Genomic DNA, 14,528 nt, shown 5'->3' on the forward strand with positions numbered 1-14,528 from the left:
TCAAGCGTTCCCCTCGTAAGTTGACTGCAGCGCTTGCCAAAACAGCTGTTGTTCGCGACGGAGGATCCCGTCTGCAATCGCTCGCTCGCGCCCCGTCAACGCTCGACCCTCGATCCGGGCCAAGGCGTCCAGATCACGGCGCACCTCATACAACGCATGTTCCCAGACCGCGATTTCGTCGAGCGCTGCCAGGTGCAGGCGAAACTCCGCAAGGTGCCCATTCCGGGTCCGCAGTACGAGTTGCACATCGCGGTAACCGCTGTCCTCGGGAGACATGAACCGGTCCTGGCAACTTACGATCATGACATCAGGGTGGTCGCGTATTCGCCCGAGTGCCGCATAGAGGTCGTCGAGGTTGCGGAACTCAACCTTCGCGGCCGCCAGGTCGAGCAGCTTGGACGCATCGCCCTGGTGTTTGGCCACCTTGTCCTCTGCTCGCCGACGATCCTTGGGCTGGGCACGCCATCCGGGCTCACCGACCCGACGATCACCCACAAAGGCTAGGGACGTGGCCAACTGATTCAACTCCGCCTGAGCAACAGTTGCTGCGGCATAGAGGTCGTCGAGGTAATGCCGCCGGTAGGAGGGGTCCGACTGACGACGCTTCTCGAATCCCGGTTGGGTAGGTGGATCATCCGGAATTCGGATACTCGCGCTGATCCGCCGCTGGTCGTCCGTCAGTGGCGTTGGCTGTGGTTGATCCACATCATCAGCGGTTCCGGTTGTCTGTCCCAACACCCCGGGCCCCGCGGCCTCCTGCTGGGCGACGTCGTCCAGTACCTCGGCGAGGACGTCGATTGCCTGCTGATGGCTGGCCAGGTGGTACAGGGTCAGCGGACGAGACGTCAGCGACGCCGCGAGTTCAGGCGTGGACTGGATCATGCGCGCCAGGTCCGGCTGCTGCACCAACTGCCGCACCAACTGCTCGGCCAGGTCGGGCTCGTTCGGGGGCGGCTCTCGTCGGGCGGCGTCGAGCATGTCCCGGACCCGGTCGTCGGCGAACAGTCGCACGAGATCCCGTGCCGACGCTTCGTCCAGGCCCGGAACCAGCCGACGAAGCGTGGGGCTGTCGACTGCCGCCGCGAACTCAACGGGAGTCACCCCCACCGCGAAGACGTCGTCCAGACTGTTGCCCGACAGAACGGCACGGGCACTACCGCCATCCGGTGTGGGCTGGCGGAGATCGGCGCTCGCTGGAACGTTGGCGTCGGGCGACGGCGGGGCCGAGCCCGGGCCGTCGAGGAGCAGGTACATCCGGTTGATGTACGGGTCGCCGTGGCCGCCGTCGTCGCGCGTCGGTGGGTGGTCCGGCAGGTCGGGCCGTTCGCTGAACCGGCCCCGGGGCAGTCCGCCGAGCGGCATCGGTCGGCCGTCTCCGCTCAGCACCAGCGCGTCGATGCCGACCACGTCGGGGTAGAGCGGCCGGTCCCGGACCACGCCGTTCTGTGGGTCCACGTAGAGCACTGTGCCGTTCTGGTTGAGCGCCACCCAGGCGTGTGAACCGCCGTGCGCCCACTCGGTGACCAGGAACGAGTAGCTGCCGTGCCCGCCCAGCAGCAGTTGGTCGTGCAGGTTGCGGTAGCCCCGGTCGGCGGCCTGCCGCGCCTGTGCGGAGTCCGTGCGTTGGCCGGACGCGGGGGCGAGGAGTTTCTGGAAGCGCCCGCCGGTCACGTCCTCCACCCGGCCCGGGCCGCCCGCCTCGCCACGGATGGGGCGCCGGATGTCACCGTCGAGGTAGCCGTCGAAGGTTCGGGGCGCCGACACACGGGGGCGCCCGTGCACCCACGTCTCGAACAGCGACAGTGTGCAGTCCAGGCAGTTGATGCCTCGGGTGGCGTCGGCCGCGGGACCGCCGTCGTTGAGCAGCCCGAACCATCCGCCGTGGCGGGGGTCGGCGGTGCGGGTGACGGTGCCGTCCGGTCCGCGGGGCATCTGTCGTTCGACGTCGACCTGGTGCAGGGCGAGCGGTGGCCGGAGTCCGCCGGGCTGCCCGTACGGCCGGGAGTCGTCGATCGGCGGCGGATCGTCGTCGCCGGTGAGCCTGGACGGGCCGGCGGTCTCCACCGCGCCGAGCGCGAGCGCGCCCACGTCCCGGTTGGCGTGCTCGAAGGTGGCGCTGATGTCGACGACCGGCGGGGCCGTGGTGCCGGCCAGCACCGCGTCTGCCAGGTCACGCCACTCGGCGTACGCGCGTGCTTCCTCGTTCGCGGCGCGCTGCCAGCCGTCGGCCCACTGCCGGTTGCCGGCCTGGTGCAGTTGGCGGGCGTAGGTGGCGTACTCGACGGCTCGGCGATCGTGTTCCACGGCGCGGGTGCGCAGTCGGGCGGCTTCGGCCTGCCGGCGGTTGTTCTCGAACCCGATGCGCAGCGATTCGTAGTGGTCCTGGTAGCGCCGCCGCTCTGCGGCTTCTGCCGCGGCGGCCCACTGCGCCGCGTACGCGTCGTTGGTTTCGGGCTCGCGCACTCTCGGGGCACCGAACGCGGCCACGTCGACGGGGATCGACGCCCTTCCCCGGGCGGGATGGTCGGGCGCTCGCACCGGTGCGGGCGTCTGCCGGGTCGGGACACGCGCCGGCACGGTGAATCGACCCACCACCGGTGGGGTGGAGGCGATCGGCAGCGGCCCGTTGGCTGTCGTCGGAGCGCCGACGGTGTTCGGTGCCGCCGGGCCGGGGGCGATCGTCGGTGCGGAGGGGCCGGTCGTCGGAGGCCAGGCGGTCGGTCCGGAGGTGGTGACGTGCGGGGAACTGCCGGGCTGGACCGGCGGCACACCGGTGGCAGCCGGCCCGCTGCCCGATTCGAGGGGACCGACCACGGGCGCGGACGCCGACGAAAGCCTCGGATCGGCACCCACCACAGATTGACTCGGATCACCTACCGGCGACGTGGCCTGGTTGGTGGTCGTCGCCGACAGCACCGGGTCGGCCGTGACCGGGTGCGGGACGCCTGCTCTGTCGCCGACCGACCCACCCGTCTCGGAGACGTGCACCGCACTGTGCAGCACGTCCACGTCGGACAGCGCGCCAATCGGCGTCGGAAACGACGTGTGCGCGTCGGGCACGACCGGAGACGCCGGCCCGGCTCCTCGTGACTGCTCGACAACCGGTGGTGTCGGCGCAGCCACCTGGTCCGGTGGAGTGGTGGCGACGCCCTCCGTCGCCTGCATCGGAACGCCCGCAGCCGTCACCTGACCACCCGAAGCCACACCACCGACAGCCCCCGCGAGGGGAGCACTCGCGGCAGACGAGACCCCGAGGGAGGGAGCCGTTCCGTCAACGGCCGCATCCCCCGCGACAGGCAACACCGGCGGAAGGGAGGGGCCCGTGAACGATGCTCCGGCGAGGGCGTTGGCCTGCGCGTCGAGCCGGGCGCGTAGCGCGTGGTCGGTCTGCCCGGTCGCCGAACCAGTGGCCCCGGACGCGGCGGCGCGCGCCACGTCCTCCATCGAGGTCAGGCCCTGACCGGTGGCCAGGCTCGCGGCGCTGTCGGCGAGCACCTCGCCGGTCATCTCCCGCCCCAGGTGCTCCCCGACCTTCGCCGCCCGCCCGGTGGCGTGCCGGCCCAGGCCAGCCAGCGGTGCCACCGCCCCGCCGGCCAACCCGCCCACCGCCGACGCGCCGAGATCGGTCAGGTCCAGGCCGTGTGCCCGCCCGGTGGAGTTCTGGTACGCCTGGGTGGCCAGGGTGACCCCGGCCTCCTCGGTGGCTTCCTCCAGCCCGCCCCGGGCGGCCCGCTTGGCGAGCCCGCGTGCACCGCCTCGGGCGACCTCCTTGGCGGCCCGCTCGCCGGCCTCCTTGAGCCCGTGCTTGAGGGACTTGCTGGCCAGTTGGCCCATCAGCCGCTTGAAGATCTGTTGGACCAGCAGCCGGGTCGCGGTGATCGCCGCGCCGGCGGCCGGGGTTGCCGCACCGGCGGTCAGCACCGCCGCCACCGCAACGGTGAGCAACTCGATGACCAGGATGCCCAGCTCGATCCAGACTTCCAGCTTGGCGCCCTCGATGTCGCAACCGCACTCCTCGACCAGTCGGCCCAGGTCGGCCGTGACCGCGAGCAGCACGGGCAGCGGGGCGTCGGCGCCCTCGGCGATCCCCCGCCAGGCCGCCTCGAACGCCGCGTCGACAGCTCCGACGCCGCCGTACCCGTTGTGCACCTCGACGGCGGCCGTGGCGGCGTCGGCGTGCGGGCCGGCGAGCACGGAGGCGACCGCGTACCACTGGTCGGCGACGTCCCAGACGGCCCGCTCGTTGCCGTCCGGCCACTGCACGCCGACCACCCAGTCGAGGGCCTCGTAGATCCAGCCGGGCACGTCCCACGGCGCGTGGTCCAGGGGGTGCGGGATGGGACTCGGCAGCACGCTCATCTCAGATCGTCGGCCGTCAGCGCCGGTCGGCGGCCCGGCCGACCCGGGCGGCGTTGGCCCCGTCGGTCTGCACGCTCGCGTCGACCGACTCGACCACGTCGCTGCCCAGCTCGGTGAGCCGGTGCCCGACGCCGGCCCAGGCCCGCAGCACGGTCTGCTCGAACCCGCGGTAGTTGCGCTCGAAGGCAGCGCCGATGTCGTCGCGACCCCAGGGCCGGGCACCGCTATCGGCCTCGATCGCGCCCCCCTCCGCCGCACGACGGGCCGTCACCGCCTCGCCGGCGAGCGCCAGGTCGGCACCGCCTCGGCGGGCCCGGGACGGATCAAGCCAGAGCTGCCCGTCGGTCATGGCTTCGCCTCACCTGTGCCGAGGACGGCGTCGGCCCGACCGAGCAGAGTGGCGTAGTCGCCGGTCTTGAGGAAGTCCGCGGCCCCGGAGCCGGCCGGCAGGCTCTCGGCGACGAGGTCGCGGGTGGCGTCGGCGGCGGCGGTCGCGGCGGCCCGGATCGTCTCGGTGACCTTTCGGCCGAGCGCGTCGGCGTCGCGGTCCCGGTAGATGGCCGGCGTCAGCTCGACCCCGATCACCTGGCCCTGCGCGCCAACTGTCGCGGTCACCTGCCCGTCGGCCGACCGGCGGGTCACCCGCAGCGCCGCGAGTCGCGCCTGGAGGGTGTCCAAACCGGACCTGAGCTGCTGGTATTGCCCATAAACGTCGTCGAATCGGGCTCTCAGCTCGCGATTGACGCTCCGGTCCGCCTTTTCGTCCACCGCCGCCCTCCCGTCACCGTCGGTAGAACGAGACAATACCGGCCGCCATCGATCCGTGTAGTCCGGTAGTTTCATAGCGTGATCGACCGTCGACAGGCCGAGCAGCTCGCGGCCACCTGGGCCCGCCGTGACTCGCAGCGTCTCGGTCACGAGTGCACTGCGATGGTCGACGAGTTCGACCTGGGGTGGGTCGTCACGTCCGTCGTGCCCACCGAGGTGCGGACGGTGCCGGGTGACCTGCCGACGACAGTCATCGACAAGCAGACCGGCACTGTCACCACCTGGCCCCGGGTGCCGAGCGCTGTGGTGGCCGAGCTCTACCGTCGTAGCCAGCCCGTCGGGCCGACAGCCCCCCGCACTCTCGACCCGTCGAGCCTGCTGGTCCGGGAGATCCATCGGGGTGCCACCCCGAACACCGCCGCGCACCTGACCATCGACGGACGGATCTGGACGGCCCAGGGCACGAAGGCCGACGTGCCAATCAACCATCACCCGCTGGTCCGCGACTATCTCGATCAACTGCCGCCCGGTGAGTTGGTTCGCGGCGGGGCGGCGCACGCCGAGCTGATCGTGGTTTCCGACGTCCTGCACGAGTACGACCACCGCCGCACCGCCGAGGGCATCGCGCCGATGGGGCGGGCCGAGGCAGCGGCGCTGCTGGAGGGGGCCCGCTTCGAGATCTTCCGGGTCCGTGAGCCGGGCGACCCCGCCGGTGGGCCCGCCGAACGGCCCTGCGACTCGTGCATCTCCTTCCTGGTCCGGGCGAACGTCCTGCCGGAGTCGGCTCGCGCCTGGACCGAGACCTGGAACGCCCCGGAGGCACCCGACCCCGATCCTGGGCGGTTCCCGGCGGAGGTCGCGAACGCCCTGGTCGCAGCCGGTTGGCAGCCACACATCGGGGATCAGATCATGGCCGCCGCCGCCGTACGGGACGTCACGTCGGTGCCGGGGCGCAACCATCGGCACGAGGTCTTTCCCGCCGCGGTGGAGGCGCTCACCGCGTTCCCCAGCCTGGTCGGTGCGCGACGCGGCCGGGGCGAGCAGGTGTGGATCTCCCGTTTCGACATCCGCCCGCACGCCATCGCGCACACCGCCGACACCCTCGCGGACTTCGGCGCGGTGCTCGGCGTACGCCTCTTTCCGATCGGCACCGAACAGCAGGACAGCATCCTGGCGGTGGACGAGCGCGGCCGGGTCTTCGCGCTCGACCAGGCCGGCGAGTGGTTCCTCGGCGACACCATCGACGCCGCGCTGACCACCCTGCTACTCGGCCGCGCACCCGCCCGGGTGCGCGACGACGGCACCTGGCCGACCGACCCCAGTTAAGGCCTGTTTCATAAGAGCGGGCCGGCCTGCGCCGGGCCCGGACGACGACCGGCGGCGTTGCGGCTCGACCGCCCTTATGAGACAGGCCTAGAGCGTGAGGCCGGTCAGCACCATGACCCGGGCCTCGGTGTAGTCGTCCATCGCGCTGCGCAGCCCCTCCCGGCCGACGCCGCTGCCCTTCACTCCGCCGTAGGGCATCTGGTCGGCGCGGTACGACGGCACGTCACCGATGATCACTCCGCCCACCTCCAGCGCGCGGGCGGCGGCGAAGGCCACGTCCAGGCGCCGCGTGAAGACGCCGGCCTGCAAGCCGTACGCCGAGTCGTTGACCGCTGTGAACGCGGCCTGGTCGTCGGCGACCGGGGTGACCACCAGCACCGGCCCGAACACCTCCTCGGCCACGACCTTGGCGTTCGCCGGCACGCCGGTGAGCACGGTCGGGGGGTAGGTCGCGCCGTCGCGGAGGCCGCCCACCTCGACGGTACCGCCGGCGGCGACCGCCTCGGCCACCCACGTCTCGACCCGGCGGGCCGCGTCCTCGGACACCATCGGCCCGACGTCGGTCAGCTCGGACGCGGGGTCTCCGGTCCGCAGCCCCCGCACGGCCGCCACAAGTCGGGGCAGGAAGTCGGCGTGCAGGGCGTGGTGCACGTACACCCGCTGGACGGCGATGCACGACTGGCCGGCCTGGTAGTTGGCGAACGTCGCAATGCGCTGCGCGGCGAAGTCCAGGTCCTCGTCGGCGGTCCAGTCCGCGCAGAGCACCGCGGCGGCGTTGCCGCCCAACTCCAGTGTCACGTGCTTCTGCGGGGCGGCGCGGCGGATGGCCGCGCCGACCGGCCCGGAGCCGGTGAACGACACCACGGGTAGCCGGGGTTCGATGACCAGTTCGGCGGCGCGGTCGTTGGGCAGCGGCAGCACCGAGAACATCCCGGCCGGGAGGTCGGTCTCGGCCAGCAGCTCGCCGAGCAGCAGCGCGGTCAGGGGGGTCGCGGGCGCGGGTTTGACGATGATCGGCGCGCCGACGGCGATGGCCGGCGCCACCTTGTGGGCGACGAGGTTGAGCGGGAAGTTGAACGGCGTGATGCCCAGCACCGGCCCGCGCGGCACCCTGCGGACCAGGGCGATCCGCCCCTCGGCGGCCGGGTCGGTGTCGAGCCGTTGCAACTCGCCGGAGAAGCGGCGGGCCTCCTCGGCGGCCCACCGGAAGGTCGACACCGCACGCCCGACCTCGGCGCGGGCCCACTTGAGCGGCTTGCCGTTCTCCGCGGTGATCAGGTCGGCGACCTCGCCCGCGCGCTCAGCGAGCCGCCGGGACACGTGGTCGAGGGCCGCCGCGCGGGCGTGCGCGGGCAGGGCCGCGGCCTGCGCGGCCACAGCGGCAGCCGCGGCGACGGCGGCGTCGACCTGCTCGGGCGTGGCGACTGTGGTACGCCCCACCGGGCGGCCGTCGTACGGGTGGTGGACGGTCAGCTCACCCTCGCCGGTGGCGGGGCGGGAGGCGACGAAGAAGGGTGCGGGCTCCACGCGGAGCAGAGTAGCCGAGCGACCGGCCGACGGAAACAGTCGCGATAACCCTTGTCTGCCGCGAATTCAGTAGCGAAGATGGCAGAGAGATTGCGATAACCGCCGCAGAACCGCGCCCCCGGCCCCCTCGGAGTGATCCCTCATGAGCGACCAGCAGCAGCTGCGCAACTTCGTCAACGGCTCCTACGTCGACCCGTCCGATGGCGGTTACGCCGACCTGGTCGACCCGTGCACGGGCGAGGTGTTCGCCCAGGCCCCGGTCTCCGGCGCCGCCGACGTGGACGCGGCGATGAACGCCGCCGCCACCGCCTTCGAGAGCTGGCGGGAGGTCACCCCGGCCGAGCGGCAGCGGGCACTGCTCAAGCTCGCCGACGCCGTGGAGGCCCGCGCCGCCGAACTGGTCGACGCCGAGGTGCGTAACACCGGCAAGCCCCGCCAGCTCACCGCCGAGGAGGAGCTTCCCCCGGCGGTGGACCAGTTCCGGTTCTTCGCCGGTGCCGCCCGGATGTTGGAGGGACGGTCCGCCGGGGAGTACCTGGCCGGGCACACCTCCTACGTGCGGCGTGAGCCGATCGGCGTCTGCGCGCAGGTCACCCCCTGGAACTACCCGCTGATGATGGCGGTCTGGAAGATCGCCCCCGCGCTCGCCGCCGGCAACACCGTGGTGCTCAAGCCGTCGGACACCACCCCGGTGTCGACGCTGTTGCTCGCCGAGATCGCCGCCGAGTTCTTCCCACCGGGGGTGTTCAACGTGGTCTGCGGCGACCGGGACACCGGTCGTACCCTCGTGTCGCACCCGACCCCGCAGCTGGTGTCGATCACCGGCTCGACCCGCGCGGGCATGGAGGTGGCCGCCGCGGCGGCCCCCGACCTGAAGCGCACCCACCTGGAGTTGGGCGGCAAGGCCCCGGTGGTGATCTTCGACGACGCGGACGTGGCGGCGGCAGCCGAGGCCATCGCGATGGGCGGCTACTTCAACGCCGGGCAGGACTGCACGGCGGCCACCCGGGTGCTGGCCGGCCCCGGCGTCCACGACGACTTCGTGGCGGCGCTCGCCGAGCAGGCCCGCAACACGAAGACCGGCGCACCGGACGACGCCGACGTGCTCTACGGTCCCCTGAACAACGCCAACCAGCTCACCCGGGTCAGCGGTTTCGTGGACCGCCTGCCGGACCACGCGGCGATCCAGACCGGCGGGTCCCGGCAGGGCGAACGCGGCTACTTCTACGCGCCGACGGTGGTCTCCGGGCTGCGTCAGGCCGACGAGATCATCCAGGACGAGGTGTTCGGTCCGGTCATCACCGTGCAGCGCTTCTCCGACGAGGACGAGGCGGTGCGCTGGGCCAACGGCGTCGACTACGGCCTGTCCGCGTCGGTCTGGACGCGCGACCACGGCCGGGCCATGCGGATGACCCGTCGACTCGACTTCGGCTGCGTCTGGGTCAACACGCACATCCCGTTCGTCTCCGAGATGCCGCACGGTGGCTTCAAGCACTCCGGGCACGGCAAGGACCTCTCGGTCTACAGCCTGGAGGACTACACCCGGATCAAGCACGTCATGCACAACCTGGGCAGCTGAGCCATGCCGTCGAGCGAGGATCTGCACAAGCGGCGCGGCGACGCGGTGGCCCGAGGTGTCGGCAGTGTGATCACGTCCTACGTGGACCGCGCGTCCGGCGGGACGATCACCGACGTGGACGGCCGGGAGTGGATCGACTTCGCCGCCGGCATCGCCGTGACCAGCGTGGGCAACTCGGCCCCGAGGGTGGTCGAGGCGGTCCGGGCGCAGGTGGAGCGGTTCACCCACACCTGCTTCATGGTCGCGCCGTACGAGTCGTACGTGGCGGTCTGCGAGCAGCTCAACGCGGTGACGCCCGGTGGGTTCGCGAAGCGCTCGGCGTTGTTCAACTCCGGCGCGGAGGCGGTGGAGAACGCCATCAAGGTCGCCCGGCACGCCACCGGGCGGCCGGCGGTCGTGGTGTTCGACCACGCGTACCACGGCCGGACCAACCTGACCATGGCGTTGACCGCGAAGAACATGCCGTACAAGCACCGGTTCGGGCCGTTCGCCGGGGAGATCTACCGGGTGCCGATGTCGTACCCGCTGCGTGACCGTGGGCTCTCCGGCGCGGAGGCGGCGACCCGGGCGATCGAGATGATCGAGAAGCAGGTCGGCGCGGAGAACGTCGCCGCGCTGCTCATCGAGCCGATCCAGGGCGAGGGTGGCTTCGTCGTACCCGCGACGGGTTTCCTGCCCGCGCTGCGCGCGTGGGCGACGGCGTCCGGGGTGGTCTTCGTCGCCGACGAGATCCAGACCGGTTTCTGCCGTACCGGTGACTGGTTCGCCTGTCAGCACGAGGGCGTCGAACCCGACCTGGTGACAGTGGCCAAGGGCATCGCCGGTGGTCTGCCGCTGGCCGCGGTGACCGGTCGGGCCGAGCTGATGGACGCGGTGCACGTCGGCGGGCTCGGCGGCACGTACGGCGGCAACCCGATCGCCTGCGCAGCCGCGCTGGCCACCATCGAGACCATGCGTGAGCTGGACCTGGCCAGTGCGGCCCGACGGATCGAGTCGGTGCTGGTCCCCCGGCTACGGGCCATCGCCGAGCGGGATCCCCGGGTCGCCGAGGTACGCGGCCGGGGCGCGATGCTCGCCGTGGAGCTGGTGCTGCCGGGCACCCTCACCCCCGACCCGGCCGCCACGGCGGCAATCTCGGCGGCCTGTCACGCCGCCGGCCTGCTCACCCTGACCTGCGGCACGTACGGCAACGTGCTGCGCTTCCTGCCCCCGCTGGTGATCTCCGACGGGCACCTCACCCGAGGCGCGGACCTCCTCGACGCCGCCTTCGGGTGAGCGGCGGAGCAGGGTGAGCGGCGGAGGGGCCCGGTGCACGGGCCCCTCCGGCGACGGGCCCGGTGTGTGCCGGGCCCGTCCGGCGATGTCAGCGAAGCACCTCGACGGTGTTGCGGCGCACCAGGTTCTTGCCCGGCTCGCGGATCTGCTCCATGGCGGCGGAGTTGAGCAGCACGCAGCTGCCCGACGGGCCGGTGACCGTCACGGTGGTCGCCCGGTTGTTGTCCAGGTTGGTCACCCGCAGCCGGGTGCCCACCGGGAACTGCCCACTGGTCGCCGCCGGTCCGGCCGCCTCCTCGAAGAAGGTGATCGCCCCGGAGCACACCGACCGGGGCGCCGGGCCGGGCGCGCCGGGAGACGCGGCGCCGGGACGGACCGTGCCGGGGGCCGGAGCGCCGGCGGGCGGGGCCGCGCCGTCGACGCGTTCCACCACGTTGCGGCGGATCACGTTCTTGCCCGGCTCACGGACCAGTTCCATGGCAGCGGCGTTGAGGAGCACACAACTACCCGACGGGCCGGTGACGGTCACAGTGGCCGCCCGGTTGTTGTCCAGGTTGGTCACCCGCAGCCGGGTCCCCACCGGGAACCGGTCGCTGGTCGCCGCGGGCGCCCCGCCCTCCGCGGAGAAGGTGACCGAGCCGGAGCAGACCGACGACCGTGCCGGGGCCGTGTCGGCGAACCCGAAGCTGGTCCCCACCGACACGCCCACCGCGGCGAGCACCGCCACGCTCGCTGCCAGCACGTGCCTGCGCTGCACCCTCATCGCCGTCACTCCCGTCCTCGGTGGTGTTCTTCACCCACCGGTACGGACCGGAGCGTCCTACCGTTCAGCCGGCACGGGTATCGATCGCGCGGCGGCCAGGTCCACCGGCCCGTACCGGGTGCTCGGGGCCCTGGTGATCAGCGCCCAGTAACGGTCGCCGTACGACCAGTGCCACCACTCGGTCGGGTAGTTGACCATTCCCGCGCCGCCGAGGGCGTCCACCATGATCTGCCGGTGCCGGCGTGCGGCGCCTCCGATCGTCGGCGCGTCGGTGAAGCAGGCGTCGGCGCTGTCCTCCGGTGTGGCGTCGATGGCCGTGCCCAGGTCCAGCTCCACGCCGTCGTCGGTGCAGAGCGTCAGGTCCACCGCGCCACCCGTGCTGTGCGGGGCCACCTCGACCGGTGACACGAACTTCGTGGTTCCCCGGTGCAGCCGCTGCGGCGACCAGTCCGGGTGCCGCCGGCGCAGCTCGTCGCGGTAGCCGGTGAAGATGGCCAGTTGCGCCTGGTACGGCCGGTAGCCCTCGACCACCAGCAGCCGCAGCCCACCGGGCAGGGCACGCTGGGCGGCAAGCAGGCGGTCCACGACACCGGCGCGCAACCGGGCGTACGCCCCGGCCGGGTCGGCCGCCCGGCCGTCGAGCCGCAACTCCGACAGCTCGCGCAGGTCGACGAACTCCTCGCCGTCGTCGGCGCTGGGCACCGCCGCCACCCGGGGGTCGCAGAGCAGGATCATCGGATGCTTCCCGCCGTGCCCGAGGGCCGTTCCGCATGGCGGACCCGGGCCAGCTCGACGAGCCGGTCCACCACCTCCCGGTAACCGACCCCGACGGCGGCCCACACCTTCGGGTACATCGAGTGCGCGGTGAAGCCGGGCATCGTGTTCAGCTCGTTGACGTACAGCTCGCCGGCCGTCTCGTCATAGAAGAAGTCGACCCGGGCCAGACCCCAACCGCCGATCGCGGCGAACGCGCGCAGCGACAGCTCGCGGACCCGCTCGGTCACCTCGTCCGGCAGCACTGCGGGAACGATCATCGGGTCGGCGTCGCCGAAGTACTTCTGCTGGTAGTCGAACCAGCCGCCGCTGACCTGCACCTCGCCCACCGCCGACGCCTCGGGACGCCAGCCCCCGAGCACCGCGCACTCCAACTCCCGGCCGACGACCCCCTGCTCCACGATGACGAGTTGGTCGTGGCGAAGCGCCTCCTCCACGGCGGCGGCCAGGTCGTCACCCTCGTCGACGCGGGAGATGCCGATCGACGAGCCCATGCTGGCCGGCTTGACGAACAGCGGCCGGCTCAGCCCGGTCACCAACTTCTCCGGGTCGTCGACCTCCCGGTAGGTGTGGGCGTCGAACGACACGTACGGGGTGACGGGGATGCCCTCGGCGCGCAGCGCCCGCTTCATCGCCACCTTGTTCATACCGACCGCGGAGGCGAGGATGCCGCAACCGACGTATGGCACGTTCAGTGACTCCAGCAGCCCCTGCACCACACCGTCCTCGCCGTACGGGCCGTGCAGCACCGGGAAGACCACGTCCAGCTCGGCGTGCACCGCGCCGGGGGCGTTACCGGCGGACACCTGCACGACACCAGGACGCGGACCGGCCCGCAACTCGACGGCCGGCCCGGTCACCACCAACTGGTCGTCGATGGCCCGCTCGCCGGCCGGTCGGTCGCGCAACTCGGCCAGCAGCGCGTCGGGCATCAGCCGGAAGCCGCCGCCGCGGGTGACACCGATGGCCACAGTGCGGTAGCCCCCACCGGCGAGCGCCCGGGCCACCCCGAGCGCGGAGGCACAGGAAACCTCGTGCTCCGCCGACGGCCCACCGAACAGGATTCCGATCCGCACGGGCGCGCTCACGCCGCCACCCCTTCCTCAGCCAGGTCGGCGGATCGCGGGGCCATCAACCGGGCCACCAGCGCCGCCTCCACGTTCCCGCCGGTCAGCACCACGCCAACCGTCCGCTGCCGGTCGCTGTCCGACGCCTTTCGGCTTCCGCCGGCCGGTGGAAGCCGGAGGGCGCCGGCCAGGCCCGCCGCCCCGGAGGGCTCGGCGAGCACCTTGAGCTCCGTCAGGATCAGCCGGAACGCCGCTGCGATCTCGTCGTCGTCGACCCGGACGACCCCACACAGCGTGTCCTGCACGATGGCGAACGGCAGCTCCCCCACGCAGGACGGCCGCAGACCGTCAGCGATGGTGGGCGCCGGCGCCACCGGCACGCGTACACCTGCCGCGAGGCTGCGGGCGAGCGAGTCGCAACCCACCGGCTCCACGCCGTACACCTCGGTGCCGGCGGCGGCCAGGCACGCGCCGGCCACCCCGCCACCACCGCCCACCGGTACGACCAACGCGTCCAACGGCGTCCCCGCGCGCTCGGCGTCCTCGATCAGCTCCAGGCTGGCGGTGCCCTGCCCGGCGATCACGTCCGGGTGGTCGTACGCGTCGACGACGGGGTGACCGCTCTCGTCGCTGAGCCCGTTGGCCACCGCCACCCGCTCCTCGACGCTGGTGCCGGCGAACACCACCCGCGCCCCCGCCGCGCGCGCCCGGTCGACCTTCGTCGACGCGGCGTCGACCGGCAGCACCACAGTCGCCGCGAGCCCGTGCTGCCGGGCCGCCAACGCCACCGCCACCGCGTGGTTGCCGGTGCTCTGCGCGATCACCCCGGTGTGGCCGGCCACCGCGAGGCGGCCGACCGCGCGCAGCGCACCCCGCATCTTGTACGAGCCGCCGTGCTGGAGGTTCTCCGCCTTGAGCAGCACCCGTGTCCCGGCAAGCTCGTCGATCACCGGGGAGCGCAGCACGGGGGTGCGGACCACGAGGCCGGCCAGCCAGCGGCTGGACTCCTCGACATCGGCCCGGACCTGACCAACTGTGCCTGTCATCGTCTCTCCTTCTCGGGCACGCCACAGGCAGGGTCCAGCGGTAC

The 14,528-nt window shown here is 72.4% G+C and carries 11 protein-coding genes; 3 read left to right on the forward strand and 8 right to left on the reverse strand.

Annotated elements, in window-relative coordinates:
- The 3 genes from ACIBEF_RS02730 to ACIBEF_RS02740 are packed head-to-tail and all read right to left on the reverse strand — an operon-like array spanning position 1 to position 5,127.
- Positions 1–4,359: a toxin glutamine deamidase domain-containing protein gene (locus ACIBEF_RS02730; protein ID WP_396790579.1), complete on the reverse strand. Its 4,359-nt coding sequence runs from the start codon at positions 4,357–4,359 to the stop codon at positions 1–3.
- Positions 4,360–4,375: 16 nt separating this feature from the next.
- Positions 4,376–4,708 (reverse strand): hypothetical protein, encoded by a 333-nt coding sequence (locus ACIBEF_RS02735; RefSeq protein WP_396790581.1) that lies wholly within the window; start codon positions 4,706–4,708, stop codon positions 4,376–4,378.
- Positions 4,705–5,127, reverse strand: a complete 423-nt coding sequence (locus ACIBEF_RS02740; protein ID WP_396790583.1) for a YbaB/EbfC family nucleoid-associated protein — start codon at positions 5,125–5,127, stop codon at positions 4,705–4,707. Before ACIBEF_RS02740 ends, ACIBEF_RS02735 begins: the two co-directional genes overlap by 4 nt.
- A 78-nt stretch (positions 5,128–5,205) precedes the next feature.
- On the opposite strand from ACIBEF_RS02740, the gene ACIBEF_RS02745 reads away from it, so the two are divergent.
- Complete coding sequence (locus tag ACIBEF_RS02745) at positions 5,206–6,453, forward strand: SUKH-3 domain-containing protein (protein WP_396790585.1); 1,248 nt, start codon at positions 5,206–5,208, stop codon at positions 6,451–6,453.
- A gap of 87 nt (positions 6,454–6,540) precedes the next feature.
- Here ACIBEF_RS02745 and ACIBEF_RS02750 read toward each other — a convergent pair whose 3' ends face one another.
- Positions 6,541–7,980, reverse strand: a complete 1,440-nt coding sequence (locus ACIBEF_RS02750; protein WP_396790587.1) for an aldehyde dehydrogenase family protein — start codon at positions 7,978–7,980, stop codon at positions 6,541–6,543.
- Between the two features lie 142 nt (positions 7,981–8,122).
- On the opposite strand from ACIBEF_RS02750, the gene ACIBEF_RS02755 reads away from it, so the two are divergent.
- A complete protein-coding gene (locus ACIBEF_RS02755; protein WP_357204227.1) occupies positions 8,123–9,559 on the forward strand; it encodes a gamma-aminobutyraldehyde dehydrogenase in 1,437 nt (478 codons plus the stop codon).
- A 3-nt stretch (positions 9,560–9,562) separates the two neighbouring features.
- Positions 9,563–10,834, forward strand: coding sequence for a 4-aminobutyrate--2-oxoglutarate transaminase (gene gabT / locus ACIBEF_RS02760; RefSeq protein WP_396790589.1), 1,272 nt, complete (start codon positions 9,563–9,565; stop codon positions 10,832–10,834).
- A gap of 88 nt (positions 10,835–10,922) precedes the next feature.
- On the opposite strand, the gene ACIBEF_RS02765 is transcribed toward gabT, so the two are convergent.
- The 4 genes from ACIBEF_RS02765 to ACIBEF_RS02780 are packed head-to-tail and all read right to left on the reverse strand — an operon-like array spanning position 10,923 to position 14,484.
- A complete protein-coding gene (locus ACIBEF_RS02765; RefSeq protein WP_396790591.1) occupies positions 10,923–11,597 on the reverse strand; it encodes a hypothetical protein in 675 nt (224 codons plus the stop codon).
- A gap of 57 nt (positions 11,598–11,654) precedes the next feature.
- Complete coding sequence (locus ACIBEF_RS02770; RefSeq protein ID WP_396790592.1) at positions 11,655–12,332, reverse strand: M15 family metallopeptidase; 678 nt, start codon at positions 12,330–12,332, stop codon at positions 11,655–11,657.
- Positions 12,329–13,459, reverse strand: coding sequence for a D-alanine--D-alanine ligase family protein (locus ACIBEF_RS02775; RefSeq protein ID WP_396790594.1), 1,131 nt, complete (start codon positions 13,457–13,459; stop codon positions 12,329–12,331). The genes ACIBEF_RS02770 and ACIBEF_RS02775 overlap by 4 nt, the downstream gene beginning before the upstream one ends.
- Complete coding sequence (locus tag ACIBEF_RS02780; RefSeq protein ID WP_396790596.1) at positions 13,456–14,484, reverse strand: threonine/serine dehydratase; 1,029 nt, start codon at positions 14,482–14,484, stop codon at positions 13,456–13,458. Before ACIBEF_RS02780 ends, ACIBEF_RS02775 begins: the two co-directional genes overlap by 4 nt.
- Positions 14,485–14,528 lie beyond the last annotated feature (44 nt).

This window comes from Micromonospora sp. NPDC050795, assembly GCF_044456785.1.
In the GTDB taxonomy this organism is placed as follows: domain Bacteria; phylum Actinomycetota; class Actinomycetes; order Mycobacteriales; family Micromonosporaceae; genus Micromonospora.

Bases quoted from the DNA above. Each gene is read 5' to 3' on its own strand.
- gabT (WP_396790589.1), top strand. From the start codon at position 9,563: ATGCCGTCGAGCGAGGATCTGCACAAGCGGCGCGGCGACGCGGTGGCC.
- ACIBEF_RS02770 (WP_396790592.1), bottom strand. From the start codon at position 12,332: ATGATCCTGCTCTGCGACCCCCGGGTGGCGGCGGTGCCCAGCGCCGAC.
- ACIBEF_RS02735 (WP_396790581.1), bottom strand. From the start codon at position 4,708: ATGACCGACGGGCAGCTCTGGCTTGATCCGTCCCGGGCCCGCCGAGGC.
- ACIBEF_RS02755 (WP_357204227.1), top strand. From the start codon at position 8,123: ATGAGCGACCAGCAGCAGCTGCGCAACTTCGTCAACGGCTCCTACGTC.
- ACIBEF_RS02730 (WP_396790579.1), bottom strand. From the start codon at position 4,359: ATGAGCGTGCTGCCGAGTCCCATCCCGCACCCCCTGGACCACGCGCCG.
- ACIBEF_RS02765 (WP_396790591.1), bottom strand. From the start codon at position 11,597: ATGAGGGTGCAGCGCAGGCACGTGCTGGCAGCGAGCGTGGCGGTGCTC.
- ACIBEF_RS02780 (WP_396790596.1), bottom strand. From the start codon at position 14,484: ATGACAGGCACAGTTGGTCAGGTCCGGGCCGATGTCGAGGAGTCCAGC.